Below are 25,867 nucleotides of genomic sequence, written 5' to 3' on the forward strand. Positions count from 1 at the left end.
GGAGGTGAGGTCGGGGCGGGTGCGAGGGGCTCCCGCACACCACCCCACCGGGTGAACCACGTCGCTCTGTGTGATCACCCGGGTGCTCCAACTGACGTATTTTCCAAGGGCTGTGGCCGTTCCCCCGGACGGCCGAACACTCTGCGTCAGGGGACCCCGGAACCGTCGTCGGCCGGGATCACCGCCTGGCGTGTCAACTTCCAGCCGTCGCCGTGTCGTTCGACGTAACCAAGTGCTCGCAGTTCGTACAGTCTCGCGATCGCGTCGTCCCGGGTGGTCCGTGCATCGCACGCGATCCCGTCGGCGAGGGCCGCGCCGCGCGCGGGCAGCGCGTCGAGGACCTGGCGGGCAGTGGGTGGCAGCAGGTCCCGGGGCAGCACCGGCCCACGTCGTTCCGGGGCCAGTTCACCCATGTCCCCGACCAGTTCGACGATCTCCGCGGCATCGGTGACCAGTACCGCGCCCTGTCTCAGCAGTTCGTGCACCCCGGCCGAGCGTCCGCTGGTGGCCGGTCCCGGTACTCCCATCGTGTGACGTCCGAGGTGCCCGGCCGCCCTGGCTGTCACCAGGGAGCCGCTGCGGTGCGCGGCTTCGACGACCACGGTGCCCCGGGTGAGTGCGGCGATGACCCGGTTGCGGAGGATGAACCTGCTCGGAGTCGGGTGATCGCCGGGCGGCAACTCGCCGATGACCAGACCCTGTTCCGCGATCCTGGTGATCAGCCCCGTGTGTCCGCGCGGGTAGGGCCGATCGACGCCGCAGGCGAGTACGGCGACGGTGGCACCGCCCGAGCCGAGCGCTCCGCGGTGAGCGGCGCCGTCGACCCCGTAGGCGCCGCCGGAGACCACGACCCAGCCGCGCTCGGCGAGCTCGGCGGCGAGGGTGGCGGCCATGTGGGCGCCGTACTCGGTGCAGGCGCGGGCGCCGACGACGGCGACCGAGCGCAGCGCCCACATCCGCAGGTCGGCGGGGCCGCGCACCCACAGCCCGAGGGGCCGGCCGTCCCCCAGGTCGTCGAGCTGCCGGGGCCACTCGGCCGTCCCGGGGTACACGAACCGCACCCCGGCGCTCCGCGCGACGGCGAGGTCCCGGCCGGGGTCGGCCCGCTCGGCCCGCGCCAGCAGCCCGGCCCAGCGCCGGCCGCTCGCCCCCTGCAACGGTTCGCCCCCTGCCCGCAGCCGCGCCGCCACCTTCCGCGCGCCCAGCTCCCGCACCCACCGCCCGCCGGTCTCGTCGCCGGGTTCGACCACGCGCGTGAGGAAGATCCGGGCAAGGAGTTCGCCGTCCACGGGTCCTTCCACGGGCTCGGCTGCGAACCCGGCTGCGCCGCTCATGTCAGAGCCCCGATCGCCATGGGCACCCCGCGCGGGACGCCGGTGCGCAGGTGCAGGGCGAGAGCGACGTCCCTGGCGTCGGGCCGGTCGCGGCCGACCAGGTCGGCAACGGTCCACGCGACCCGCAGCACCCGGTCGAGTCCACGCGCGCTGAGCACGCCTCGCTCCAGGCTCCGCTCGGCGTCGTCCATCGCGCCGGGTGCCGCGTGCCAGCGGTTGCGCAGCTCCCGTCCGGGGATGTCACTGTTGGTGCGCCACGGGGTGCCCGCGAGCCGCCTCGCGGAGCGTTCCCGGGCTGCGCGCACCCGGTCGGCGACCGTGGCGGTGGACTCGCCGCAGGCGCCGTCGGCGGTCAGTTCGGCGCGGGTGACGCGCTCGGCCTCGACCCGCAGGTCGACCCGGTCGAGCAGCGGGCCGGACAGCCGGGCCTGGTAACGGCGGATCGTCGAGGGCGGGCACTCGCACAGGGTGTCCTTCGGCGAGAAGCGGCCGCAGGGGCAGGGGTTGGCGGCGAGCACCATGAGGAACCTCGCCGGGAAGCGCACCACGCCCGAGCTCCGCGCGATGACGACGTGCCCGGCCTCCAGCGGCTGGCGCAGGGCGTCCAGGGCGTGGCTGCCGAACTCGGGGGTCTCGTCCAGGAAGAGCACGCCCCGGTGCGCGAGCGACACGGCTCCGGGGCGGGCCATACCGGGGCCGCCGCCGACGAGCGCCTGCATGGTGGCCGAGTGGTGCGGGGCACAGTAGGGGGCGGTGTCGATCAGGGGTTTGTCCGGGGGCAGCAGGCCGGCCACCGAGTGCACGGCGGTGACCTCCAGGGACTCCTGCCGGTCGAGCGGGGGCAGGAGTGAGGGCAGCCGTTCCGCGAGCATGGTCTTGCCCGCTCCCGGCGGCCCCTCGAGGAAGAGGTGGTGTCCGCCGGCCGCCGCCACCTCCACCCCGGTCCGCGCCGGGAGCTGGCCGACGACGTCCGCGAGGTCGTGGCCGGTGTCGTACTGTGCCGCGCCGGTGCTGTGCATGCCGGTGGCCGCGCCGGTGCCGGGCATCCGCAGTCCGGCGAGGAGCGGGTCGGGCCGTCCTTGGTGGGCGGGTTCCTCCTCGGGCACCGGCTCGTCGGTGAGGAAGGCGATCAGCTGGCGCAGGCTGCGGACGCCCAGCACGGACACGCCCGGCACCAGCGAGGCCTCGGCGGCGGCGCACTCGGGCACCACGACCTGTTCGTACCCGGCGTCGGCCGCCGCGACGACCGCGGGCAGCGTGCCCCGGACCGGCCGCACCCTGCCGTCCAGGCCCAGCTCGCCGATCATCACGAGGTCGGCGAGCACCCGTGGGTCGATCCGCTCGGCGGCGCCCAGGACGGCGCTGGCGACCGCCAGATCGAAGCCGCTGCCCGCCTTCGGCACCGACGCCGGGCTGAGCCCCACGGTGAGCTTCTTCTGCGGCCATTCCGCCCCGGAGTTGACGACCGCTGCCCTGACCCGGTCGCGGCTCTCCGTCAGGCTCTTGTCCGGCAGCCCCACCAGCGTGAACGCCGCCACTCCCGGTTCCAGGTCGGCCTGGACCTCCACGACCACGCCCTCGACGCCGACCAGCGCCACCGAGCACGTACGGGCGAACCCCATCTCAGGCCACCCCCCGGACATGCTCCACCCGGGGCGCGCCACGCTTCGGCAGCAGGACGCCGACCAGGTCGATGCGGACGCCTCCGGGCGGTGCTCCTCCGTGTTCCTGGAGCCGGCGTTGCGCCAGGCCCCGAAGGCGGTCCGCCTTGGCGGGGGTGATCGCCTCCATGGGGTGCTGGAAGGACGTGGCCCTGCGGGTCTTCACCTCGCAGACGACGAGGACGTCGCCGTCCCTGGCCACGATGTCGATCTCGCCGGTCCTGCCGCAGCGCCAGTTGCGCTCCAGGACCGTCATTCCGGCCTGCTCCAGCCGCCGCGCGGCCAGCGCCTCGCCGTACCTGCCGAGTGCGTTGCGTGCCTGCTGTTGGGGATTCATGTCGGCACCACCTCCGGCACCAACCGTCACGCGGCCGGCCGTCCGGAGTGGATCTTGGTGGACAACCCGGCGGTTGTGGAAAACTCCGTCACCCGCCGGGGTGCGTCATGCCCCCGCCGGGCCTTCGGATCACCCGCTCGGGAGCTCCAGGTCGCTCTTGTTGAGCTCCTCGATGTTCACGTCCTTGAATGTCAGGACGCGCACCTGCTTCACGAACCTGGCCGGCCGGTACATGTCCCAGACCCAGGCATCCGCCATGGACACCTCGAAGAACACCTCACCCTGGACCGAGTGCACCTGCATCTCGTAGTCGTTGGTCAGATAGAAGCGGCGCTCGGTCTCGATCACATATTTGAACAGACCGACGACGTCGCGGTACTCCCGGTAGAGCTTCAGCTCCATCTCGGTCTCGTACTTCTCGAGGTCCTCGGCGCTCATGGCATGTTCCCCTTCACCCGTGCGATCCCACCATTGTGCGCCAGTCCCGGGGACCGCCGTCCCCGAACCGGGCCGACCCGCCGGACGCCGCCGGACGGCCCCCGGGGCCTGCGGCTAGACGATCTCGGTGTCCAGGGTCACGGGTCCGGCCGGGGGACCCTCGTCGAGCAGGGTGCGCAGCAGCTCGGCAAGTCTCGTCGGGTACACCGTCTCATGGGCCCGAGCCAGTTCCGGGCATGTCCACCAGCGTGATCCGATGACACTGCGCCGCTCCAGCTCGGTCAGTGCCGTGGCTCCGGTGGCCGTCCTCGTGGTGCGGGCGAGGTAGTACCACTCGTCCTGGTCCCAGCGGCGGCCCGCGAACGGAAAGGAGCACGTCCGCCGCCACAGCACGGGCCCCAGCTCCACCTCCGTGATGCCGGTCTCCTCCGCGAGCTCCCGCAGCGCCGCCTGTTCACGGGTCTCGTCGCCCTCCACGCCACCGCCGGGTGTGAACCACCAGTCGTCGGCGGGGTCGTCCGGCTCATGGCCGTGCAGTAGCAGGATGCGGTCCCTCGGGTCCAGCAGGACGACGCGGGCGACCCTGCGCAGCCCGCCTCCGCCTCCGCTCCCGCCCTCGCCCTCGCCCTCGTAGGAATCGCCGGTGGCGTGGGGCGTCTCAGCGGGCACCGCCCGCCCTCGCTTCCACGTCCGCACGACGAGCCCGGGAGGCGTCGGCCCACTGTGCGAGCGGACCGTACGCGGCCCCGCCGAGGATGAGCACGGCCCCGCCGATGGCCATGGCGACGACCGTCGGCAGTGGCCCCGGCGCGGAGAGGTCTCCGAGTTCCTCGAAGCCTGTCGGGGTCTTCAGCATGCCGTCCATCGGCCAGACCACCGCGTCGACCCGGGCCTCGACCGCCTCGCGGGAGACGGTGCCGTTCGCGGCGTCGGTGAGATGGGAGGTCGAGTCCAGGGAGCCGCTTCGCTCGTCACCGAGCAGGAACAGGCGTCCCTTCGGCACGGTCACCTCCGGGAAGGCGCCCAGCCCGGTCGCCTCGTCCTCGGAGAGATACGGCTCGTCGATCTCCGTAGCGTTGACCTTCAGCGTGCCGTCCTGCCCGGTGGAGACGGTGTCCCCGCCGACGGCGACCACCCGCTTGACGACCGGTACGTCCGCCCAGTCGGCGTCCTCGAAGACCACGACGTCGCCGCGGCGGACGTCGCCGCCGTCGACGCGCTGGGCCAGCACCCGGTCGCCGGCCCCGATCGTCGGCGCCATCGAGGGGGTGGGCACGGTGTACGGCAGGTACACCAGCGCTCCCCAGACGAACCCTCCGAGGAACAGCGCCAGGCCCAGCGCCACGGCCAGTGAGGACAGTCGCTGCCCGGTCCGGCTGCCCGCCGGGCCCCGGCCCGCACCGCCGCCCCACGAAGCCGTACGTGTCGTGCTCCGACCAGTCATGGGCGGCACCCTACCCGGCTACCGGACCGGGTCAGCCCCTCCTTCGGGCAGCCGGCTCTGCGTCCGCCCGCAGACTGAGGCTCTGGGTCCGCCCGCAGACTCAGGACTTGGGACCGTCCTCGCGCCGGCGGTCCCACCTGCGCCGCCACAGCACCAGCGGCACCGCACCCACGAGTGCGACCCCCTGGGGGGCCACCGTCAGCGCCGCGGAGGCCGATGCCGGAGCGCTCAGCGCCGGCTGGTCGAAGATGTCCGGGACCTCGAGCATGCCCCAGCGGCCGACCGGCCAGGCGATGACGACGGCACGGCCGACGACGTCGCTCACCGGGACCATGCCGTGGTTCTTGTCGGCCTGGTTGTAGCGGGAGTCCCGGGAGTTCTGCCGGTGGTCGCCCATGACCCAGATCTTGCCCTCGGGAACCTCGACCTTGAACTGGCCGCCCTGGTCGTCCTGGCTGCACGGGGTGTTGCCCGGGTAGACGTAGTCCGCCTCGTTCAGGGCGACGCCGTTGACCGTCAGCGGGCCGGTGCCCTTGCACTCGACGACGTCGCCGCCGACCCCGATGACCCTCTTGATCAGGTCCTTCTCCTCCGCGGACGGCATCAGGCCGATCCAGCTGAGGACCTTCTGCAGCGGGTTGGCGGCGGGCGTGGGCTCGCCCGCCAGCCATTTGTCCGGGTCGTGGAAGACCACGACCTCGCCGCGCTCGGGCTCGGAGCCGAACCAGGGGGTGAGCTTGTCGACCAGGACACGGTCGCCCTGCTGCAGGGTGTTCTGCATCGAGTCCGACGGGATGGAGAACGCCTGCAGCAGAAACGTCTTGATCAGGAGCGCCAGGACCAGCGCGATACCGATCAGGATGGGCAGCTCCTTCCAGAAGGAGCGTGGTTTCTTCTGCTCGCGGGGTGGCTCGTCCGGCCCCCGGCCGCCTCTTTCCGACCGGTCGTCCGTCACTCTTCCCTCTCCTGCCGCCGGGGAGTCACTCCCGGAGGTTGCGGCGCCGTCCTCGACCGGGGCGTAGGGCCCCGCGGGACGCCCGCGGTGCTCCTCGCCATCGGCTCCGGACCGTGCGCCAACCGCCACATCCCCCACGCCCAACTCCTCACTCTGTGCCGCCGCCTGCCCCATGCGCGGCGCAGGCCCACCACTCCCATAACGAGCGGGAGTTCCGCAGGGCTCGGGAGCTGAATCATTCCGTTCGAATCATCCGGGGCAACCCTATGCGACAGCTGGGCGGCAGCGGTCAACCCCGGCGCCGAGTCCGACACGGACGCGTAGGCCGTCGGTTCGTCCAGCATGTTCCAGTGGCCGAACGGCCAGGCGATGACCATGGCCCGGCCCACCACTTCCTCCTCGGAGACGGTGCCGCCGTAGTCGGTGTCCTGGTGGGCACGGGAGTCGGCGGAGTTGGACCGGTGATCGCCCATCACCCACAGGCGTCCCTGGGGCACGGTGACGTCGAACGGCGCCGTGGACGGGGCGTTCCCCGGGAAGAGGTAGTCACCCTCCTCCAGGGGCACTCCGTTGACGGTGACCCGTCCCTGTGTGTCGCAGCACTGGACCTGGTCGCCGCCGACCCCCACGACCCTCTTGATGAGGTCCTTCTCGTTCTCCGAGGGCAACAGGCCGATGAAGGTGAGCCCGGCCTTGACCTGCTTGATGCCGACCGGGTCCTCCTTCTGGGGGGTGGGCTGCTCGTCCTGCAGCCAGCCGCCGGGGTCCTTGAACACGACGACGTCCCCTCGCTGCGGCTTGGAGCCGAACCACGGGGTCAGTTTGTCCACCAGGACACGGTCGCCGACCTGGATCGTCTGCTCCATGGATCCGGACGGGATGACGAAGGCCTGGACGAGGAACGTCTTCAGCACCAGCGCTATCAGGACGGCGACCCCGATGAGCAGCGGTATCTCCTTGACCGCACCGCGCCGGCGGCGCCGTTTGACCTTCTGCTGGAGTTTGCGCCGGTCGACCCGGCTGCGTCCGCTCGACGCGCTCACCGCGCGGCGCGCACCGGTGGGCAGCAGGTTGTCCGCGGCGCTCGCCGGAACGCCGCGGGGTTTGCCGCGGTTACCCATGGGTTCCCTCCCCCGGGTGCGCCGCGTTCGCCCGGGCGGTCGGCACCGGAGCCGGCACGCGCGCGTAGGCGTCGGGGCGGTGCAGCCGGGTGGCACGGCCGAAGGGCGAGACGATCCAGTCGGCGCGGCCGATCACCCTGCTCACCGGGATCGTGCCGCCGCCGGGCGAACCGAGACGGTCACGGGAGTCGCTGGAGGAGCCGCGGTGGTCGCCGAGCACGAACAGGCGCCTCTCGGGGACCACGACGTCGAAGGGCACCGTGGAGGCGCTCTCACCGGGGAACAGGAAACCCGACTCGTCGACCGTCCGGTCGTTCACCCGGATCCTCCCGTCCTTGTCGCAGCAGACCACGTGGTCCCCGCCCACACCGACAACGCGCTTGATGTAGTCGGCGTCCCCGAAATACTCGGTGCCGTCGAACACGACCACGTCGCCGCGCTGCGGTCCGGCACCGAAACGGTATGCCAACTTGAGTACGAGAACACGGTCCCCGGCCCTCAACGCGGGCTCCATCGATCCGCTGGGGATCTGGAACGGCCGGGCCACGAAGGTGCTGAGCGCCGACAGGAGCAGCAGCACGAGGAGCAGGGCCACGGTGATTCGTCCTCCGGGAAGCCGTCCCACGAGGTGCCCTGCCAACGCGAAACGCGACCGTCCCTCCGGGCCCGGGGCCCCCGAGGTGTCCTCGGGTCCGGCCGGGTGGGGGGAGCGGTCGCGCTCCGTCGACTGTGCTTCGGTGTCCATCGAGGCCAGATGTTATCCGGCCTCGGGAAGCGCTCAGTTCCCGCGCTTCTCCTTGATCTTCGCCGCCTTGCCGCGCAGCTCACGCAGGTAGTACAGCTTGGCGCGGCGGACGTCGCCCTTGGTGACGAGCTCGATCTTCTCGACGATCGGGGTGTGCACCGGGAAGGTGCGCTCGACGCCGACGGAGAAGGAGACCTTGCGGACCGTGAAGGTCTCGCGCACGCCGGCACCCTGGCGGCGGATCACCACGCCCTTGAACTGCTGCACACGGGAGCGGCTGCCCTCGATGACGCGCACGTGGACGTTGACCGTGTCACCGGGACGGAAGTTCGGGAGGTCGCTGCGCAGCGACGCGGAGTCGACGGAGTCGAGCAGGTGAGACATTTCGTCTGCTTTCTTCGCTGATGCCGCAGGTCATCAACGGCAATAGGGGTTCGGATCGGGGTGTGCGGTCCGGGGCGGGCGTCGTGTCCCCCTGCGGCAGGGGCGCACGCCGGACGACGCACAACAGCGGCCTATTCTTCCACGCCGCCGGTCCTGCGCCAAAATCGGCCGTACGGCTCCCCGGCCGGGTCCGGCTCCCAGCCCAGGATGGAGAGCATCTCGCGGTCCTTCTTGTCGAAGGCCTTGGGCTCACAGCGCTCGATGAGGTCGGGCCGGTTGGCCGTGGTGCGCCTCAGCGCCTCGTCGCGCCGCCAGCGGGCGATCTTCCCGTGGTGGCCGCTGAGCAGCACCTCGGGAATTCCCCGGTCGCGCCAGACGGGCGGCTTGGTGTGTACCGGGCCTTCCAGGAGGTTGGCCATGGCGCCCGGGGCGAAGGAGTCGTCCCGGTGGGACTCGGCGTTGCCCAGGACGCCGGGCAGCAGCCGGGCCACGGCCTCGGTGACGACGAGGACGGCCGCCTCACCGCCGGCCAGGACGTAGTCGCCGATGGACACCTCGTACACCGGCACGCGGGTCGCGTACTCGTCGACGACGCGCCGGTCGATGCCCTCGTAGCGGGCCGGGGTGAAGATCAGCCAGGGGCGCTCGGAGAGGTGGACGGCGAGTTCCTGGGTGAAGGGGCGGCCGCTGGGGGTGGGGACGATCAGGGCGGGCGCGTGTGCACCGGCCTCGTAGCCGTCCGCCAGGATCTCGTCGAGCGCCTCGCCCCACGGCTCGGTCTTCATGACCATGCCGGGACCGCCGCCGTACGGGGTGTCGTCGACGGTGTTGTGCCGGTCGTGGGTCCAGGAGCGGAGGTCGTGCACCTGGACGTCCAGTTGTCCACGCGCGCGCGCCTTGCCGACGAGGGAGACGTTCAGCGGCTCGAGGTACTCGGGAAAGATGGTGACGACGTCGAGCCGCATCACGCCTCGTCCCGCGAGGCGGCGTCCTCGTCCCGCGAGGCGGCGCCGTCCTCGTCAGCGACTTCGTCGCGGGCGGACCGGTCGTCGATGAGGCCCGGCGGCGGGTCGATGACCGCGCGCTGTTCCTCGAGGTCGATCTCGGTGACGATCTGCTCCACGAACGGCACGAGTACCTCGCCGCCGTCGGGGCGCTCCACCACGAAGAGGTCCTGCGTCGGCAGGTGGGCGATCTCGGTGATCCGGCCCACCGGCTGCCCGTCCCGGGTCACGACGTCGAGGTCGATCAGCTGGTGGTCGTAGTACTCGTCCTCGTCCTCGGGCTTCTCGTCCGGGTCGATCTCGGCGATGAGGAGGGTGTTGCGCAGCGCCTCGGCGCCGGTGCGGTCACGGACGCCCTCGAAGCGCAGCAGGAGGCGGCCGCTGTGCACCCGGCCGGTCTCGATGGTGAGCGGTCCGGCGGAGGCGGGGTCGGTGGCCAGAACGGCACCGGGCCCGAGTCTCAGCTCCGGCTCGTCGGTGCGGACCTCCACGGTGACCTCGCCCTTGATGCCGTGGGCACGGCCGATGCGAGCGACTACCAGCTGCACTGTGCTTGATCTCCTGTCGTACGACGACGGGCCGGGGACGGCCCTGAGGCCCTCCCCGGCCCGAGCCGGTTGCGCTGAGCGTCAGCGGACGTGGTCCACGTCGACGAGGTCGACACGGACACCGCGGCCGCCGATGGCGCCCACGACGGTGCGCAGGGCGCGTGCAGTGCGGCCGTTGCGGCCGATCACCTTGCCGAGGTCGTCCGGGTGGACCCGGACCTCGAGCACACGCCCGCGACGCAGGTCGCGCGAGGCGACCTGCACATCGTCGGGATTGTCGACGATGCCCTTCACGAGGTGCTCGAGAGCCTCCTCGAGCATGCTCAGGCCTCGGTCGACGCGGACTCGGCCGAGGCCTCGTCCTTCTTCTCAGTCTTCTTCTTCTGGGTGATGGCCTCACCCTTGCCCTCGTCCTCGCCACCGAGCGCCTCGAACAACGGGCGGTCGACCTTCTCGGCCTGCTGGAGCAGCGGAGCCGGGGCGGGCTCGCCCTTGAACTTCTGCCAGTCGCCGGTCTTCTTCAGGATGGCGAGCACGGGCTCGGTCGGCTGGGCGCCGACGCCGAGCCAGTACGCCACGCGCTCGCCGTCGACCTCCATCACCGACGGGTTGTATGTCGGGTGGTACTTGCCGATCTCCTCGATGGCCCGGCCGTCACGGCGGGTACGGGAGTCGGCGACGACGATGCGGTAGTGAGGCGAACGGATCTTGCCCAGACGCTTCAGCTTGATCTTGACTGCCACGGGAGTGGGTTCTCCTGGTTTTTGACGTGATTGGGCACGGCGGGACGGCCGCGTGGGGTTGCGGTACCCGAGTGCCCGATGGACGCGTCAGCCGGAGGAGAGAGGGGTCCTGTACGGCCGTCGAGTACAGCTGGCCATTCTGCCACACCCCGCGGGGCGCCGGGGACCGCGGGGCGCGGCAGGCCACACCGGGGCACGGCTCGCCGGCACCCTGCGCACCCGGCGTGACGGGGACCGTACCGACTGCGTCGGGTACCGGCGAGGCGGCACGACCGACACGGATGCGCGGACGTGGACGGCATCCGCGCGCCTGACGTGCGTCCGGCACCCACGAGATGCCGGATTGCTGTCAGCTCGCGGCCGCGGCCACCCCCTCGGGAATCCGGAACGGCTTGCCACAGCCGCCGCAGACGATGGGAGCCTGTGCCAGGACCGACGGGACGACCCGCACATTGCGACCGCAGTCGCAGACGGCCTTGACGCGCACACCACCGCCGGACGAGCCGTGACGCGCCGCCGGACCGCGGAAACTGCGGGCGGTGTCACCCGCGGTCGCGGCGGAGTGCGCCTTCAGGGCGCGCTGGAGGTGCTCGATCGTCGGACGGTAGCGTCGCTTCGCCTCCGGAGTGAGGGAGACCAGCGAGAAGCCGCTGCTGGGATGCGGCTCGTCGGGGTGGTCCAGGCCCAGTTCCTCGGCGATCGCGAGGAATCTGCGGTTGTGGTAGCGGCCGGCGCGGGAAGTGTCGCGTACGCCGCGTGCGGCGGCGATGCCATGGACTGCCTCGTGCAGCAGTCGCTCGAAGGAGAGCTCGTGACCGCACGCGGACGACGACTCCCCGATCAGGGACTCGGGCGCGGCAAGATCGGGCAACTCGGGGTGGTACCGCTGAATATCGGCCCACGCCTGCGCCAGTTCTGCGGCGAGTACAGGTGGTGTCTGTGTCGTGCTCACGTAATGACAACGAGCCGGGGTGCCTCTGTGTTCCGATTCCGGGGCATCCCAAATATTTTGCCCTTACCCGTCAGTATCTGCTCATGCGTCTCGACGAGGGCGGGTGCGCTGATCTGCGGAGAAGCCTCACAGCTCACCTCAAGGTGGTGCGTAGGCTGACGTACACGGACCCCCGGCCCGGCGCGTACGCGGTGTCCGCGCGCCGGTGTTCCCGTGACCCGTGGATGCGCAAGGGGCGTTTCGGCCGCCTCTCGACGGAGCGACCCGGACCGGCCCCGGCTCCGCGGGCGCATGCTGCGGTCACGACGTTACCCCGTCCACCGCCGACACCCGACACCGGTCCGCCCCCGCTCCCGTCCTCCGCTCCCGTCGCCCGCCCGGACCTACCCGCGACCACCGGTTTGTGGACCTTGGCCGGAATCATCCGGTCTCCCCCGGATTACCGGAATGTGAATTCTTGCCACTGGCACGAGCAACTCCCAAGCCATTGCCCCGCTCCACTGGACGCCGGGTCGAGGGCGGAGTTTCCTGGCATGACGGGGGTAGTGCGAGCGCGCCGCGCGGGGGCGAGGTGATCGGGCGGCGCGGCAACTCTCGGCTGATTGGGGCGCTTACCTATGACACCTACGCTCGTGCGGCAGCACCTTCCTCGCACAGGCCACGGCCCTCGCGTGGACCGGCGGGCACGTGCGCGTGACTGGTCCGAGATACAGGAGAGGATGCTCGTACCGCTCTACGAGGCCGTCTACCGGCGATTGGACGTGGGGTCCGGGACGCGGCTGCTCGGCCTCGGCTGCGGTTCGGGACTCGCCCTACTGATGGCGGCCTCCCGGGGCGCCGCGGTCACCGGCGTCGACACCTCGTCGGACCGGCTGACCCTCGCGCGCGAGCGGCTGCTGGCCGCCGGGCGGGACGCACACGCGCATACGGACGCCCAGATCGTGGACGGCTCCCCCGGGGACATGGCCCGCGGGGGCACGGCGGACACGGCGACTTCCGGTACGGGAACGGCCGGCGGGCGCAGCCCCGCGTACACCGTGGTGACCGCCTTCGAACCCATCGGATGCCTCGCGGGGGACGCGGACGGGCTGAGCGAACAGCTCACCGAGGCGGTTCCGCTCGCCGGTCGCGGAGCGGCCGTGGTGCTCGCCGGCTGGGGTCCGCCGGAGCGCTGCGCCACGGCGTCCGTGCTCCGGGTGGCCACCAGGCTGGCGGAGCCGCTGCGCGGCACGGGAATCTGGCGCCCCGCGCACCGCGACGACCTGGAGGACGTCGCCCGGCGAGCGGGCCTCAGGCCGGACGGCTCGGGACGGGTGGCCTGCCCCTTCGGATACGCCGACGTGGACAGCGCCGTGCGGGGTCTACTGTCGACGGGACTGTTCGATCCGGCGATCTCGGCGACGGACCGGATCCAGGTGGACAAGGAAATCGCCGAGGCACTGCATCCGTACGAGCGGCAGGACGGGACGGTGTGGATGCCGAACGTGTTCCGGTACCTGATCGCGCGGACACTCTGACACCGCCGCAGGTACTGCGCACATACGTCACGGGGCACCCCATGCCGAAGGGGTGCCCCGTGACGCGGGAAGGCCGTTGGCCCCGGATTAGGGTCTGTCCGGCGGACCAGGTCGCAGGGCATTGGCGGTGCCTTGTCAGCGCAGGTGAGCGAGGGCGATGGGGCCCCTCCCGCGCGAGCATGTTCGAGCGCGGGGGAGCGTCCAGCTGCAAGGCGGAGGAGGGCGTCGACGCGATGGGGGCACCCCCTGCTCGAAGAGCTTGGGGGAGGGCGCGCCGGCCCCCGCGTCTGCGGGATGATCCGCCGGGCAGGCCCTGGTCAGCCCATGAACTTCTTGAACTCGTCCGGCAGCTCGAATTCCTGACTGCCCTGCTGCGGCAGCCCGAAGGCGTTGCCGCCCTCGGCCGCGGCGGCGCGGCGCTGGGCGGCCTCCTCCTCCTGCTGCTTGCGCTTCATCGGGTTGCCGGAGCGCTGCTTGCCCTTGGCCTGCTTCTGCTTCTTCTTCGCCCGGCCGGGGCCGCCGCCCATGCCCGGCATCCCGGGCATCCCCGGCATGCCGCCGCCCTGGGCCATGCGGGACATCATCTTGCGGGCCTCGAAGAACCGCTCGACAAGGTTCTTCACCGCGCTGACCTCGACACCCGAGCCCTTGGCGATGCGGGCGCGGCGCGAGCCGTTGATGATCGTCGCGTCCTGGCGCTCGGCCGGGGTCATCGACTTGATGATCGCGGCCGTGCGGTCGACGTCCCGCTCGTCGAGGTTGTTGATCTGGTCCTTGATCTGCCCCATGCCGGGCAGCATGCCGAGCAGCTTCGAGATGCTGCCCATCTTCCTGACCTGCTCCATCTGGGCCAGGAAGTCGTCCAGGGTGAAGTCCTGGCCCTTCTTCGACGCCAGCTTGGAGGCCATCTTCTCGGCCTCGTCCTGGCTGAACGTCTTCTCCGCCTGCTCGATCAGGGTGAGCAGGTCACCCATGTCGAGGATGCGGGAGGCCATCCGGTCGGGGTGGAAGGCGTCGAACTCGTCGAGCTTCTCACCGTTCGACGCGAACATGATCGGCTTGCCGGTCACCGAGGCGATCGACAGGGCCGCACCACCGCGGGCGTCGCCGTCGAGCTTGGAGAGCACCACGCCGTCGAAGCCGACGCCGTCGCGGAAGGCCTCGGCGGTGTTGACGGCGTCCTGGCCGATCATCGCGTCGACGACGAACAGGATCTCGTCGGGCGAGACGGCGTCCCTGATGTCCGCGGCCTGCCGCATCAGCTCCTGGTCGATGCCCAGGCGGCCGGCGGTGTCCACGATGACGATGTCGTGGACCTTGGACTTGGCGAACTCGATGGAGTCCTTGGCGACCTTGACCGGGTCGCCCACGCCGTTGCCCGGCTCGGGCGCGTAGACCGCCACACCGGCGCGCTCGGCGACGACGCTGAGCTGGTTGACGGCGTTGGGGCGCTGGAGGTCACAGGCGACCAGGAGCGGCGAGTGGCCCTGCTCCTTGAGCCAGTGGCCGAGCTTGCCCGCGAGGGTGGTCTTACCGGCACCCTGCAGACCGGCCAGCATGATCACGGTGGGCGGCTGCTTGGCGAACCGCAGCCGACGCGTCTCGCCGCCGAGGATGCCCACCAGCTCGTCGTTGACGATCTTGATGAACTGCTGCGCCGGGTTGAGCGCCTTGGAGACCTCGGCTCCCAAAGCCCTGTCCTTGACATTCTTGATGAATGCCCGGACGACGGGGAGGGCCACGTCCGCTTCGAGGAGGGCGATACGGATGTCGCGCGCCGTGGCGTCGATGTCCGCTTCGCTCAGCCGGCCTTTTCCGCGGAGGTTTTTGAAGGTCGCGCTGAGGCGGTCGGAGAGAGTATCGAACACGGCGGCGTCGGTCCTCGAGGTCGGGGGCGGAACTGGGCTGCCCTCCAGGGTATCCGGCCCGGCAAGCAAATCGTCCCCGCCCGCTGCAGCCAGTGGACGGGGACGAATCCCCGCATGGGCGGGGATCACATATTGCGTGCCTCTGAGGACCGCTCGGCCAGAGGACCATCCCCGCACCGGCGGGGAGCACACCCGATCAACGCGGGAAACGACCGCAGGGTCACGCCCGCAACGTCTCCTCCAGCTTCCGGGCCACCGATACCGCCTCCTCGCCTGGTAGAGGCGCGCCCTCCGGGGTGGTCACGTAGAAGGCATCGACCGCGTTCGCGCCCAGTGTGCTCGCGTGGGCGCTGCGTACGCGTACGGCCGCGTCCTCCAGTGCCCGCCCGATCCGGAACAGCAGCCCCGGCGCGTCCTGCGCCCGGACCTCGATCACCGTGGCCAGGCGGGACGCGGCCGGAGCGACCGTCACCCGGGCCGGGGGCGGGACCACACCCCGGCGTCTCGGGTAGGCGGCGTCGCGTTCGGCGAGGCGGCCGGCGATGTTCAGGGTGCCGTCCAGGGCACGGACGAGGTCGGCGCGCAGGCGGACGGCCTGGGGCAGCGAGCCGTACTCGGCGGCGACCCTCCAGTCGAGCAGCAGAACGGATCCCTCGACGCCCTCCGGCAGCTCGAGGGTGCGCAGTTCGGCGGTGCGGACGGTCAGGCGGTGCAGGGCGAGTACACCGGCGGCCGCGGGGAGCACACCCGCCTGGTCGGGTACGGCGATCAGCAGCTCCACGCCGAGGGGTTCCGGCTCGTCGGCCGGGGCCGGTTCCGGCCCGGCCGGTGGTTCGGTCCGGGCGCGCAGGGACAGCACCGGGCCTCCGGTGGCGATCGCCTCGAGGGCGAGCCGTTCCTGCTCGGTGGTGGGCGCGGCGGCCTCGGGTTCCTCCGGCGGGTCCCCGGCCGGCACCGCCGAGACGCGTTTGACCAGGTCGGTGACGAGTGAGGCGCGCCAGGCCGACCAGGCGGCCGGTCCGGTGGCCAGTGCGTCCGCCTCGGTCAGGGCGTGCAGCAGCTCCAGGGTGCCCTGGGTGCCGACGGCGTCGGCGACCGCGCGCACCGTGGCCGGGTCGTCGAGGTCGCGGCGGGTGGCTGTCTCGACGAGCAGCAGGTGGTGGCGTACGAGGGTGGCGAGGACGCCCGCGTCGGCGCGGTCGAAGCCGATCCGCGCGGCCATGTCCCGCACGATGGTCTCGCCGGCCACGGAGTGGTCGCCGGGCCGGCCCTTGCCGATGTCGTGCAGCAGCGCGGCGACCAGGAGCAGGTCGGGGCGGTGGACGCGCCGGGTGAAGGCGGAGGCGCGGACCGCCGTCTCGATGAGGTGCCGGTCGACGGTCCACAGGTGCACGGCATTGCGCTGCGGGCGGCAGCGGACCCGCTCCCAGTCCGGCAGCAGCCGTGTGATCAGGCCTTCCGCCTCCAGTGCTTCCCAGACGTCGACGGTGGGGCGGCCGGCGCCCAGCAGGGTCACCAGCTGTTCGCGGGCCTCGGCGGGCCAGGGTGTGGACAGTGGGCGCACGGTGGCGGCGAGGCGCCGGACGGCGTGGAGCGACAGCGGGAGTCCCGCCTGTGCGGCGGCGGCCGCGGCACGCAGCGGGAGCACGGGGTCGCGTTCGGGGCGTGCGGTACGGGCCAGGACCGCTTCGCCGTCCTGCTCGACGACGCCCTCGGCCAGCGGCGAGCGCTCGGCGTTCTGCTTTCCGCCGCCGATGATGGCGCGCAGCCGCGGCCGCATGGCCCGGGAGCGCAGCACGCGGCCGACTTCGCGCCAGGTGACGTCGCCGGCGTACGCGATGGCCCGGGCGGCCTCGTACACCTGGCGCAGCAGGGTGTCGGCGTCGAGCAGGCCGAGTCCGGCGGCGACCTGGTCCTGTTCCTGGAGCGCGAGCCGGTCGGTGGCTCGGCCGGTCGTCAGGTGCAGCGCGTCCCGTACGTCGAGGAGCCGGCGGCGGGCGTCGGCGAGTCCCTCGCGCGGGGCGTCGGCGAGCCAGGAGGCGGCGACGGCGCGCAGCACGGTGGCGTCGCGCAGCCCGCCGCGGGCCTCCTTGAGGTCGGGTTCCAGGAGGTACTGCAGCTCGCCCTGCCGTTCGGCGCGTTCGGCGCCGAGCTCCTGGAGTTCGGGGAGGCGTTTGGGTGCCTGGTTGCGCCAGTCGGCCAGGACGGCGGTGCGCAGGGCGGCGGTGAGTCCGAGGTCCCCGGCGATGTGCCGGGCGTCCAGGAGGCCCAGCTGGACCTTGAGGTCCTCGCCGGCGGTGCGGCGGGCCTCGGCCAGGGTGCGGACGGAGTGGTCGAGGGCGATGCCCAGGTCCCACACGGGGTACCAGAGCCGGTCGGCGAGGGCGGCGACGGCCTTGGGATCGCTGCCGTCGTGCAGCAGGAGCAGGTCGAGGTCGCTGCGCGGGGACAGTTCGCCGCGCCCGTAGCCGCCGACCGCGATCAGGGAGACCCCGCGCGACTGTTCGGTGCCCGCGGCGAACAGTCCGGTGAGCCAGTCGTCCGTGAGCCGGGCGAGGGCGGCACGGCGCGGTGGCCCGGACCGCGCCTCCTCCGTGAGGAGGCGCAGCCGGGCCGCCGCGTAGCCGCTGGGTCCCGAGTCCTGTGTCTCGTCGTGCGTGTCGGGGCTCGTCACCCGGCGACTCCTGTTCCGTCGGTCTGTCTCAGAGCGCTTCCGGGCCGCGCTCGCCGGTCCGGACCCGTACGGCCGTGTCGACCGGGATCGACCAGACCTTGCCGTCACCGATCTTGCCGGTACGGGCCGCCTTGACGACGACGTCGATCAGCCGCTCGGCGTCGTCGTCCTCGACCAGCACCTCGATGCGGATCTTGGGGACCAGGTCGACGGTGTACTCGGCACCGCGGTAGACCTCGGTGTGGCCGCGCTGGCGGCCATAGCCGCTGGCCTCGGTGACCGTCAGACCGTGTACCCCGAAAGCCTGCAGGGCCTCCTTGATCTCGTCGAGCCGGTGCGGCTTGACGACGGCGGTGATGAGCTTCATGCGTCCACCTTCTTGCTCTCGGCCCGGTCTGCGGGCGCCGTGGCGGTGCTGCGGGCGCCGCCGCCGGCACCGCTGTAGTCGTATGCGGTCTCGGCGTGCTCGGCCCGGTCGATGCCGGCCACCTCGTCGTCCTCGGAGACTCGCATACCGATCGTCCGGTCGAGGAGGAAGGCGAGGAGCGCGGAGACGACCAGGGAGTAGGCGAGGACACCGAAGACACCGGCGCACTGCTTCCAGAACTGGTCGAGGCCGCCGCCGTAGAAGAGGCCCTCGACGTCGGACTGGCCCTTGCCGCTGGCGAGGAGGCCGACGAGGAGGGAGCCGATGATGCCGCCGACGAGGTGGACGCCGACGACGTCCAGGGAGTCGTCGTAGCCGAACCTGTACTTCAGGCCGACGGCCATGGCGCACAGCACACCGGAGACGGCGCCGACGGCGATCGCGCCGAGCGGGGTGACCGCGCCGCCGGCCGGGGTGATGGCGACCAGGCCCGCGACCGCGCCGGAGGCGGCACCGAGCGTGGTGAACGCGCCGTGGCGGATCTTCTCGTAGGCGAGCCAGCCGAGGACGGCGGCGGCGGCGGCGATCTGGGTGTTGACGAACATCAGCGCGCCGACGCCGTCGTCGTTGCCGAGCCAGGAACCGGCGTTGAAGCCGAACCAGCCGAACCACAGCAGGGCCGCGCCGAGCATGACCAGCGGCAGGCTGTGCGGGCGCATCGGGTCCTTCTTGAAGCCGATCCGCTTGCCGATCACCAGGATGACGCCGAGGGCGGCGGCACCCGCGTTGATGTGGACGGCCGTACCGCCGGCGAAGTCGATGACGCCCAGCTCGAAGGCCCAGCCGCCGGAGCCCCAGACCCAGTGCGCGACCGGGAAGTAGACGACGGTGGCCCACAGCACGACGAACAGCCCCCACGCGGTGAACTTCACGCGGTCCGCGAGCGCGCCACTGATCAGGGCGGGCGTCAGGACGGCGAACATCATCTGGAAGACCAGGAAGACGAAGAGCGGGATGGTGGTGCCGTCCCACAGTTCGGTCAGGCCGATGTCGCTGAGGCCGACCCAGTCGGAGTTCCAGCCGACGACGCCGCCGGAGTCGGTGCCGAACGCCATGGAGAAGCCGTACAGCACCCACAGGATGGTGACGATTCCCAGGCTGATGAAGCTCATCATCAGCATGTTCAGGGTGCTCTTGACCCGGACCATGCCTCCGTAGAAGAAGGCCAGGCCCGGCGTCATGAGCATCACCAGAGCGGAACAGATGAGCATGAACCCTGTGTTGGCGGCAGAGAGCGTGGGCGCTTCTGCGGCAAGGGTGATGGCAGGTGCCATCGGCGTCTCCTCGTCGTTGGTACGGCCCCGTGCGGGCGAAGCCTGAGCGGGTCGTGAGGGGTGGGCCGGTTCTGCGCCAAGAGATTCGCGCAGCGCCGTTTCGGTGGAAGCCCCTCGCTGTTTCGCCGCCGTGACGAAGGCACCCGGTGTGTTACGCGTCGATGAACTGCCGGATGCGGAAAGTGCCGATCGCTATCGTGACGCAACCTTCGCCCATGGCATCGCGACCATCGGTTGAGCAACCACGAGGGCGAGCAACCAGGTCTGCGAAAGCGGCGCCGGCCCAGGCGCAAAAAGAAGCCGGCCGCGGCGGGCCTTCCGATGACCTGGCATGGGGGAGCCGAGTCGGGCAGTTCGGGAGGGCCGGCCGCGGCCGGAGCTCTGGGTTTTCCCGGGGTTCTCCGGGATTCCTGAAGATCTCCGAGGTTCTTCCGGGGATCTTTCCGGGGGCTTCTGGGGGCTTCTGGGGGCTTCTGGGGCGTCAGACCGCTTCGGCGGTCTCCGGCAGTTCGATGGCGAGCCGCTCGGTGAGGTCGACGACCTCGGCCCGGTCGCCGAAGTCGCGGACGGCCGTGTCGACCGTCTTTCGGATACGAGTGTTGACGCGCTCGGAGCGGACCTTCTTGGCCGCCTTGATGGCGTCGGTGGCGAGAACCGCTCCCTGCTCGGGTTCGCGCTGGAGCAGATGCACGGTCGCCATGCCGATCAGGTTGAGGGCGTACGACCGCTGGTGCCGTCCCGCCTCCGCGGCGAACAGCTCGACGGCCCGCTGCATCAGCGGCTCGGCGAGCGAGGCGTAGGTGGGGCTGCGGCCCGCCACGTAGGCGAGGTCGCGGAAGGAGTGGGAGTTTTCGCCGTACAGCTCGGCCTCGGAGAAGAAGCGGATCCAGTCGGGGTCCGGCTCGTCCCACTCGTCGGCCTCGGCGAAGATGTCCTCGGCCATCCTGACCGCGCGCTTGCACCGGCCGGGCTGGCCCATGTTGGCGTAAGCGCGGGCCTCCATCGCGTACAGCATCGACTGGGTGCGAGGGCTCGCGCAGTCACGGCTGCCGTACTGCGCGAGATGGATGAGCTCCAGGGCGTCCTCGGGCCGGCCGAGGTGGATCATCTGCCGGCTCAGATTCGACAGGATGTACGAGCCGAGCGGCCGGTCCCCGGCCTCCTTCGCCGCGTGCAGGGCGAGGACGTGGTACTTCTGCGCGGTGGGCTGCAGCCCGACGTCGTACGACATCCAGCCGGCCAGTTCGGCGAGCTCGGCGGCGACCTTGAACAGGCGCCGCCGGACCGGGTCGGGCTGGGGGTCCTGGAGCAGGTCCGTCACCTCGTGCAGTTGCCCGACGACCGCCTTGCGGCGCAGGCCGCCGCCGCACTGGGCGTCCCACTGCCGGAACATCACGGTGGTGGTCTCCAGCAGGTCCAGCTCCGGCTGGGACAGCCGGCCGCGTGCTCGGCCGACGGAGGCCGGTTCGGGCTCCGGGCGGGACTGCGCCGCGGACGGGGAGGGGACGAGCCAGCGCTGCATGGGCTCGATGAGGGACGGGCCCGCGGAGAGGCCCAGCGAGCTCCCGAGGAAGCCGCGCCGGGCGAGCATCAGGTCGCTGCGCGAGAACTCGCTGAGCAGGGCCACGGTCTGCGGGCCCGTCCAGGGCAGGTCGACGCCGGTCGCGGAGGGCGAGGGCCGGGTGGTGCGCAGGCCCAGGTCCTCGACGGACACGACGACGCCGAAGCGCTCGGAGAACAGCTCGGAGAGGATCCGGGGGATGGGCTCGCGCGGATTCTCGCCGTCCAGCCAGCGGCGCACACGCGAGGTGTCGGTGGAGATGTGGCCGGCGCCCAGCCGGCGGGCCCGGCGGTTGACCTGGCGGGCGAGCTCGCCCTTGGACCAGCCGCTGCGGACGAACCACGAGGCGAGCAGCTCGTTCGGACGCTTCCGAGTACTCGCAGCGTTCGTCCCGCCACCGCCGTTGCCGCTCACTGGAACGCCCCCATTCCCTGAAAACCACCTGCCACTGAGTGCGCCAAGCCCTATCAGAATGCCGGTTGTCGGGGCCGCCGTCCGGCGGTTCCCACCCTTCGAACGGAAAGCCGAGTTGCCTCCGGCATACCCGTAAGCGCATGTGCCCCGAGGAACCGTGCACACAACGTAGCCCCACGATCACCCGTCCAGCCACGGCGAACCCTTAATCGCCACCATTCGCCACCCCATCGGATGAACTCACCGTGGCCGTCTCGCGCTTCACTTGACACGGGACGGACAAGAGTGGGTGCGGTGACGCACACGGGGGCGCGCGCTGCCGTGCGCACCACCCGTGGCGCTTCGAAGCGCTGTCTGAGCAGGACCGCACGGGGAAGTCGAGAACAGAGAGTCACGCGGCCCGCCCGCTGCGTAACCACCGGTGCGTCGGACCCGTTGGAGGGGGCATGGGCTTCACGATCGGTATCAGCCGGGGCATCCGCGACATCCGGTCCGGCTCGCGCCGCCGGGGCCGCGGGTCGGGGGGCACCGCTGTGGCGGAGTACACGGGGCTGTGGGGCTGGGATGTGGTGCCGGGCGCCCGCGCCGCCGCCGGCACCTGCTCCTGCGGCCGGGCGGGATGCCGGGCACCGGGTGCGCATCCGCTGGATTTCGCGCCGGAGATCCCCGCCGGGTCCCCGCTGGACGACGTGTCGGAGATCTGGGCCGAGTATCCGGGCGCCGCGATGATGTTGCCGGTCGGGCGGACGTTCGACGTGATCGAGGTGGCCGAGCCCGCCGGGTGCCGCGCGCTGGCCCGGCTCGAGCGCATGGGCCTGCCCGTCGGCCCCGTCGCCGCCACCCCGGACGGCCGCGCCCAGTTCTTCGTCGCCCCCGGGGCCGCCGCCGCACTGCCCGAGCTGCTCTACCGCATGGGCTGGGACGATCCGGCCGCCCTCGACCTGCATGGCCTCGGCCCCGGTACGCACATCACGGCTCCGTCGTCCGACCGGGGCGGCCGTGGTCCGGTGCGCTGGCTGCGCTCCCCCGCCCTCGACTCGGCGCCCCGGCCGCCGGAGGCCCGCCTGGTGCTGGGCACGCTGGCGTATGTGGTGCACCGGTCGCAGACGTAGGCGTAGGCATGGGCACAGGCGTGTCGGCCCGCTCCGGTGGCGGGGACCGGGCTCTGTGGTGGTGAACGGCGAAGCGCCCGTTTCCGGGTTCCGGAAGCGGGCGCTTCTTCGCGTTTGCGTGGCGGTCCGGTCCGGCCGGCCGCCCCGGTGTCTCACTCCCCGATGAGCGCGTCCACGAACGCATCCGGCTCGAACGGCGCGAGGTCGTCCGCGCCCTCACCGAGACCGATCAGTTTGACCGGGACGCCCAGTTCGCGCTGGACGGCGACCACGATGCCGCCCTTGGCCGTGCCGTCGAGCTTGGTGAGCACGATGCCGGTGATGTTGACGACCTCGGCGAAGACCCGGGCCTGGACCAGGCCGTTCTGGCCGGTGGTGGCGTCGAGCACGAGCAGCACCTCGTCCAGCGGGGCGTGCTTCTCGACGACCCGCTTGACCTTGCCGAGCTCGTCCATGAGGCCGGTCTTGGTGTGCAGCCGGCCGGCGGTGTCGATGAGCACGACGTTCGCGGCCATCTCCTTGCCCTCCTTGACCGCGTCGAACGCGACGGAGGCCGGGTCGCCTCCCTCCGGACCGCGCACGGTGTGGGCGCCGACCCGCTCGCCCCAGGTCTCGAGCTGGTCGGCGGCGGCGGCGCGGAAGGTGTCCGCGGCGCCGAGGACGACGGTGTTGCCGTCCGCGACCAGTACTCGGGCGAGCTTGCCGGTGGTGGTGGTCTTGCCGGTGCCGTTGACCCCGACGACCATCACGATGCCCGGACCGCCGGTCTCGTTCTCGGTGCGCACGGTGCGGTCCATGCTGGGGTCGACCAGGGCGACCAGCTCCTCGCGGAGCAGTCCGCGCAGTTCCGTGGGGGTACGCGTGCCGAGCACCTTCACGCGCTCGCGCAGCCGCTCGACCAGCTCCTGGGTGGGCTGCACGCCGATGTCGGAGAGGAGCAGCGTGTCCTCGATCTCCTCCCAGGTGTCCTCGTCGAGGTGCTCGCGGGACAGCAGCGTGAGCAGGCCCTTGCCGAGCACGTTCTGCGAGCGGGAGAGGCGGGCTCGCAGCCGGACGAGCCGGCCGGCGGTGGGCTCCGGGATCTCGATCGCGGGCGCCTCGGTGGGCGGTTCCTCGACGACGACCGGGGTGGAGCCGTCCGGAAGATCAACCTCCTCTACGGTGCGCCGCGGTTCCTCCCGCGGCGTCTCGGCCTCGTCGCCGACGTGCGGCTCGGCCGGGGGGGCGGTGATGTCGGGGGCGGTGGGCGGCGGCGGGGGCAGCTGCTTCTTGCGGCGGCTGCCGACGATGAGCCCGCCGAGCGCGCCGACCACGACCACGGCGATGACTACAGCAAGGATGACGATGTCCATAACAGCCCCAGTATCAGCCATGGGCACCCCGGTCGTGCTGATGGCGGCCCGCACGCCGCGGTCGGTGCCGCTCGGCGATGCGGTCGGCGGCCACGACGGTAAAGGAACCGCGCGCGGAGGGCGTGTACCGGATTCCCACGCCCGAGGAGTGTGCGGAGCTGGGGCACGACACGTATGTGCTGCATCCACTGGCCGGCGGGATGCCGGTGGACGAAGGGTGGCGCAGCCTTCGTCCGTTCGCGGAACAGGTGCTGCCCCGGCAGGCGGACTGCGCCTCCGGCCCCCGACTCCGGCCCCCGGCCCCGGGGGGTGCGGCCGGTGTGCGGCCGGTGGGTGTACGGCACACCGCCGCCCCGGCCCGGACAGGTCCGGAGCGGGGCGGCGGGGGTACGAGGAGAGGGGCAGCGGGGACTTGAACCCTTCTCCTCGGTTCATGGGACGGGCCGGCCCGAGGGGGCCCGTCGGTTTCGGCCTCGCGGCCGCGGTCAGCCCATTTCCTCCAGGGCCTTGCCCTTCGTCTCCTTGACGAACTTCAGGACGAACGGGATGGAGAGCGCGGCGAACACGGTGTAGATCACGTAGGTCACCGACAGGTTCCAGTCGGCCAGCGACGGGAAGCTCGCGGTGATGGCCCAGTTGGCGATCCACTGCGCGGCGGCGGCCACGCCCAGGGCGGCGGCGCGGATCCGGTTGGGGAACATCTCGCCGAGCATGACCCAGACGACCACACCCCACGACAGGGCGAAGAAGAGGACGAATATGTGGGCGGCCACCAGCGCGACCCAGCCCTGGGTGGCGGGGAGCTTGCCGTCGACGAGGTCGAAGGAGAACGCCCAGGCCTCCAGCGCGAGGCCGATCACCATGCCGACGGAGCCGATGAGCGCGAGCGGCCTGCGGCCGATGCGGTCCACGAAGACCATCGCGATGACGGTGCCGACGATGTTGATGATCGACGTGGTGAAGGAGTAGAAGAACGAGTCCGTCGGGTCGACGCCGACCGACTGCCACAGCGTCGCGGAGTAGTAGAACGCGACGTTGATGCCGACGAACTGCTGGAAGACCGACAGGCCGATACCGACCCAGACGATCGGCTTGAAGAAGAAGCTGCCGCCGAGCAGGTCCTTGAAGCGGGACCTCTCCTCGCTGTGCATCGCCGTCTCGATCTCGGTGACGCGGGCGTCCAGGTCGATCTTCTTGCCCTCGACCTCTTCGAGGACCTCCCGGGCGCGCTCGTGCTTGCCGGCGGAGATCAGGTAGCGCGGGGACTCGGGGATGGTGAAGGAGAGAAGCCCGTAGACCACGGCCGGGACGACCATGATGCCGAGCATGACCTGCCATGCCTCCAGGCCCAGCACCTCACCGCGCTGGTCGCCGCCGGCGGCGTTCAGAATGCCCCAGTTGACCAGCTGCGACACGGCGATGCCGATGACGATCGCGGCCTGCTGGAAGGAGCCGAGCCGGCCGCGGTAGGCGGGCGGGGCGACCTCGGCGATGTAGGCCGGGCCGATGACGGAGGCCATACCGATGGCTATGCCGCCGACGACCCGCCAGAAGGCGAGGTCGTAGAGGGAGAAGGGGACGGCGGAGCCGATGGCGCTGACGGTGAACAGGACCGCGGCGATCTGCATGCACCGGATGCGGCCGATGCGGTCGGCCACGCGGCCGGCGGTGGCGGCACCGATGGCACAGCCGATCAGCGCGACCGCGATGACCTGCGCGAGAGCGGCCGAACCGATGTCGTAGCGGTCGCGGATGGCCTCGACGGCGCCGTTGATCACGGAACTGTCGTAGCCGAAGAGGAAGCCACCCATGGCGGCCGACGCCGCGATGAAGACGACGTGCCCGAGATGCTCGGGGCGAGCCGTACCGGCTCCTGACTTCTGTGCCTGCACTGAGCTGGTCACGTGTAACTCCTCGGGCCACCGGCATCGTTGCCGGGTGGGGGTCAGCCCTTCGAGGTGCACCTGAAGGTACCTGAAGGTAAATACGATGAAGTTGAGAA

23 protein-coding genes and 2 pseudogenes are annotated in these 25,867 nt (G+C 71.4%); 3 read left to right on the forward strand and 22 right to left on the reverse strand.

Features of this window, described 5'->3' with window-relative positions:
- Window positions 1–146: 146 nt before the first annotated feature.
- From dprA to ACFYQA_RS09145, 15 genes and pseudogenes are all read right to left on the reverse strand, one after another.
- Window positions 147–1,334, reverse strand: a complete 1,188-nt coding sequence (gene dprA / locus ACFYQA_RS09075; RefSeq protein WP_388913756.1) for a DNA-processing protein DprA — start codon at window positions 1,332–1,334, stop codon at window positions 147–149.
- Entirely contained in the window at window positions 1,331–2,956 is a 1,626-nt protein-coding gene (locus ACFYQA_RS09080) for a YifB family Mg chelatase-like AAA ATPase (RefSeq protein WP_388913759.1), read from the reverse strand. Before ACFYQA_RS09080 ends, dprA begins: the two co-directional genes overlap by 4 nt.
- 1 nt (window position 2,957) lies before the next feature.
- A complete protein-coding gene (locus ACFYQA_RS09085) occupies window positions 2,958–3,362 on the reverse strand; it encodes a YraN family protein (protein ID WP_386407065.1) in 405 nt (134 codons plus the stop codon).
- 99 nt (window positions 3,363–3,461) lie between these two features.
- The gene (locus ACFYQA_RS09090) at window positions 3,462–3,770 is read right to left on the reverse strand and encodes a DUF2469 domain-containing protein (protein WP_003993268.1); all 309 of its coding nucleotides are present in this window, start codon (window positions 3,768–3,770) and stop codon (window positions 3,462–3,464) included.
- Between the two features lie 114 nt (window positions 3,771–3,884).
- The gene (locus ACFYQA_RS09095; protein WP_388913763.1) at window positions 3,885–4,439 is read right to left on the reverse strand and encodes an NUDIX hydrolase; all 555 of its coding nucleotides are present in this window, start codon (window positions 4,437–4,439) and stop codon (window positions 3,885–3,887) included.
- A complete protein-coding gene (lepB, locus tag ACFYQA_RS09100; protein ID WP_388913766.1) occupies window positions 4,429–5,214 on the reverse strand; it encodes a signal peptidase I in 786 nt (261 codons plus the stop codon). Before lepB (ACFYQA_RS09100) ends, ACFYQA_RS09095 begins: the two co-directional genes overlap by 11 nt.
- 100 nt (window positions 5,215–5,314) lie before the next feature.
- A complete protein-coding gene (gene lepB, locus ACFYQA_RS09105; protein ID WP_388913769.1) occupies window positions 5,315–6,307 on the reverse strand; it encodes a signal peptidase I in 993 nt (330 codons plus the stop codon).
- Window positions 6,195–7,290, reverse strand: a pseudogene (gene lepB / locus ACFYQA_RS09110) (signal peptidase I). The gene lepB (ACFYQA_RS09105) and the pseudogene lepB (ACFYQA_RS09110) overlap by 113 nt, the downstream one beginning before the upstream one ends.
- A complete protein-coding gene (gene lepB, locus ACFYQA_RS09115) occupies window positions 7,283–8,035 on the reverse strand; it encodes a signal peptidase I (protein ID WP_388913772.1) in 753 nt (250 codons plus the stop codon). The pseudogene lepB (ACFYQA_RS09110) and the gene lepB (ACFYQA_RS09115) overlap by 8 nt, the downstream one beginning before the upstream one ends.
- A gap of 33 nt (window positions 8,036–8,068) precedes the next feature.
- Window positions 8,069–8,419 (reverse strand): 50S ribosomal protein L19, encoded by a 351-nt coding sequence (gene rplS, locus ACFYQA_RS09120; protein WP_388913775.1) that lies wholly within the window; start codon window positions 8,417–8,419, stop codon window positions 8,069–8,071.
- A 131-nt stretch (window positions 8,420–8,550) separates the two neighbouring features.
- Window positions 8,551–9,384: a tRNA (guanosine(37)-N1)-methyltransferase TrmD gene (trmD, locus tag ACFYQA_RS09125; protein ID WP_388913778.1), complete on the reverse strand. Its 834-nt coding sequence runs from the start codon at window positions 9,382–9,384 to the stop codon at window positions 8,551–8,553.
- A complete protein-coding gene (gene rimM, locus ACFYQA_RS09130; RefSeq protein WP_388913781.1) occupies window positions 9,384–9,971 on the reverse strand; it encodes a ribosome maturation factor RimM in 588 nt (195 codons plus the stop codon). The genes trmD and rimM overlap by 1 nt, the downstream gene beginning before the upstream one ends.
- An 81-nt stretch (window positions 9,972–10,052) precedes the next feature.
- Window positions 10,053–10,292 (reverse strand): RNA-binding protein, encoded by a 240-nt coding sequence (locus ACFYQA_RS09135; RefSeq protein ID WP_005479813.1) that lies wholly within the window; start codon window positions 10,290–10,292, stop codon window positions 10,053–10,055.
- A 2-nt stretch (window positions 10,293–10,294) separates the two neighbouring features.
- Window positions 10,295–10,714, reverse strand: a complete 420-nt coding sequence (rpsP, locus tag ACFYQA_RS09140; RefSeq protein WP_388913784.1) for a 30S ribosomal protein S16 — start codon at window positions 10,712–10,714, stop codon at window positions 10,295–10,297.
- A 349-nt stretch (window positions 10,715–11,063) separates the two neighbouring features.
- Entirely contained in the window at window positions 11,064–11,666 is a 603-nt protein-coding gene (locus tag ACFYQA_RS09145) for a hypothetical protein (protein ID WP_386407037.1), read from the reverse strand.
- A gap of 617 nt (window positions 11,667–12,283) precedes the next feature.
- Between ACFYQA_RS09145 and ACFYQA_RS09150 the strand changes: the two genes are divergently transcribed.
- A complete protein-coding gene (locus ACFYQA_RS09150) occupies window positions 12,284–13,183 on the forward strand; it encodes a methyltransferase domain-containing protein (RefSeq protein ID WP_388913787.1) in 900 nt (299 codons plus the stop codon).
- Window positions 13,184–13,500: 317 nt separating this feature from the next.
- Here ACFYQA_RS09150 and ffh read toward each other — a convergent pair whose 3' ends face one another.
- The 5 genes from ffh to ACFYQA_RS09175 form a co-directional block, all read right to left on the reverse strand.
- Window positions 13,501–15,051 carry a signal recognition particle protein gene (ffh, locus tag ACFYQA_RS09155; protein ID WP_388913790.1) on the reverse strand — a complete coding sequence of 517 codons (1,551 nt, stop codon included), beginning with the start codon at window positions 15,049–15,051 and terminating at the stop codon, window positions 13,501–13,503.
- 220 nt (window positions 15,052–15,271) lie between these two features.
- On the reverse strand, window positions 15,272–17,725 hold the full coding sequence (locus ACFYQA_RS09160; protein WP_388913793.1) for a [protein-PII] uridylyltransferase: 2,454 nt from the start codon (window positions 17,723–17,725) through the stop codon (window positions 15,272–15,274).
- 28 nt (window positions 17,726–17,753) lie between these two features.
- Window positions 17,754–18,092, reverse strand: a complete 339-nt coding sequence (locus tag ACFYQA_RS09165; RefSeq protein WP_388913796.1) for a P-II family nitrogen regulator — start codon at window positions 18,090–18,092, stop codon at window positions 17,754–17,756.
- Window positions 18,089–19,426 carry an ammonium transporter gene (locus tag ACFYQA_RS09170; RefSeq protein ID WP_388913799.1) on the reverse strand — a complete coding sequence of 446 codons (1,338 nt, stop codon included), beginning with the start codon at window positions 19,424–19,426 and terminating at the stop codon, window positions 18,089–18,091. Before ACFYQA_RS09170 ends, ACFYQA_RS09165 begins: the two co-directional genes overlap by 4 nt.
- Window positions 19,427–19,907: 481 nt before the next feature.
- Window positions 19,908–21,401, reverse strand: coding sequence for a hypothetical protein (locus ACFYQA_RS09175; protein ID WP_388913802.1), 1,494 nt, complete (start codon window positions 21,399–21,401; stop codon window positions 19,908–19,910).
- A 446-nt stretch (window positions 21,402–21,847) separates the two neighbouring features.
- Between ACFYQA_RS09175 and ACFYQA_RS09180 the strand changes: the two genes are divergently transcribed.
- Window positions 21,848–22,513, forward strand: a complete 666-nt coding sequence (locus ACFYQA_RS09180) for a bifunctional DNA primase/polymerase (protein ID WP_388913805.1) — start codon at window positions 21,848–21,850, stop codon at window positions 22,511–22,513.
- Between the two features lie 152 nt (window positions 22,514–22,665).
- Here ACFYQA_RS09180 and ftsY read toward each other — a convergent pair whose 3' ends face one another.
- Window positions 22,666–23,865 carry a signal recognition particle-docking protein FtsY gene (ftsY, locus tag ACFYQA_RS09185; protein WP_388914082.1) on the reverse strand — a complete coding sequence of 400 codons (1,200 nt, stop codon included), beginning with the start codon at window positions 23,863–23,865 and terminating at the stop codon, window positions 22,666–22,668.
- Window positions 23,866–23,924: 59 nt separating this feature from the next.
- Here ftsY and ACFYQA_RS09190 point away from each other — a divergent pair.
- Window positions 23,925–24,125, forward strand: a pseudogene (locus ACFYQA_RS09190) (LLM class flavin-dependent oxidoreductase); the annotation flags it as partial.
- 225 nt (window positions 24,126–24,350) lie between these two features.
- Here ACFYQA_RS09190 and ACFYQA_RS09195 read toward each other — a convergent pair.
- Window positions 24,351–25,769, reverse strand: coding sequence for a sugar porter family MFS transporter (locus ACFYQA_RS09195; RefSeq protein ID WP_388913808.1), 1,419 nt, complete (start codon window positions 25,767–25,769; stop codon window positions 24,351–24,353).
- Window positions 25,770–25,867: the final 98 nt, after the last annotated feature.

It is taken from the genome of Streptomyces sp. NPDC005774 (assembly GCF_042871645.1).
GTDB classification, from domain to species: Bacteria; Actinomycetota; Actinomycetes; order Streptomycetales; family Streptomycetaceae; genus Streptomyces; species Streptomyces pratens.

Coding starts and splice junctions, on each gene's coding strand:
- ACFYQA_RS09170 (WP_388913799.1), bottom strand. CDS start 19,426: ATGGCACCTGCCATCACCCTTGCCGCAGAAGCGCCCACGCTCTCTGCC.
- ACFYQA_RS09135 (WP_005479813.1), bottom strand. CDS start 10,292: ATGCTCGAGGAGGCTCTCGAGCACCTCGTGAAGGGCATCGTCGACAAT.
- ACFYQA_RS09090 (WP_003993268.1), bottom strand. CDS start 3,770: ATGAGCGCCGAGGACCTCGAGAAGTACGAGACCGAGATGGAGCTGAAG.
- lepB (WP_388913772.1), bottom strand. CDS start 8,035: ATGGACACCGAAGCACAGTCGACGGAGCGCGACCGCTCCCCCCACCCG.
- trmD (WP_388913778.1), bottom strand. CDS start 9,384: ATGCGGCTCGACGTCGTCACCATCTTTCCCGAGTACCTCGAGCCGCTG.
- ACFYQA_RS09080 (WP_388913759.1), bottom strand. CDS start 2,956: ATGGGGTTCGCCCGTACGTGCTCGGTGGCGCTGGTCGGCGTCGAGGGC.
- dprA (WP_388913756.1), bottom strand. CDS start 1,334: ATGAGCGGCGCAGCCGGGTTCGCAGCCGAGCCCGTGGAAGGACCCGTG.
- lepB (WP_388913766.1), bottom strand. CDS start 5,214: ATGACTGGTCGGAGCACGACACGTACGGCTTCGTGGGGCGGCGGTGCG.
- ACFYQA_RS09180 (WP_388913805.1), top strand. CDS start 21,848: ATGGGCTTCACGATCGGTATCAGCCGGGGCATCCGCGACATCCGGTCC.
- rplS (WP_388913775.1), bottom strand. CDS start 8,419: ATGTCTCACCTGCTCGACTCCGTCGACTCCGCGTCGCTGCGCAGCGAC.
- ftsY (WP_388914082.1), bottom strand. CDS start 23,865: ATGGACATCGTCATCCTTGCTGTAGTCATCGCCGTGGTCGTGGTCGGC.
- ACFYQA_RS09165 (WP_388913796.1), bottom strand. CDS start 18,092: ATGAAGCTCATCACCGCCGTCGTCAAGCCGCACCGGCTCGACGAGATC.
- ACFYQA_RS09150 (WP_388913787.1), top strand. CDS start 12,284: ATGACACCTACGCTCGTGCGGCAGCACCTTCCTCGCACAGGCCACGGC.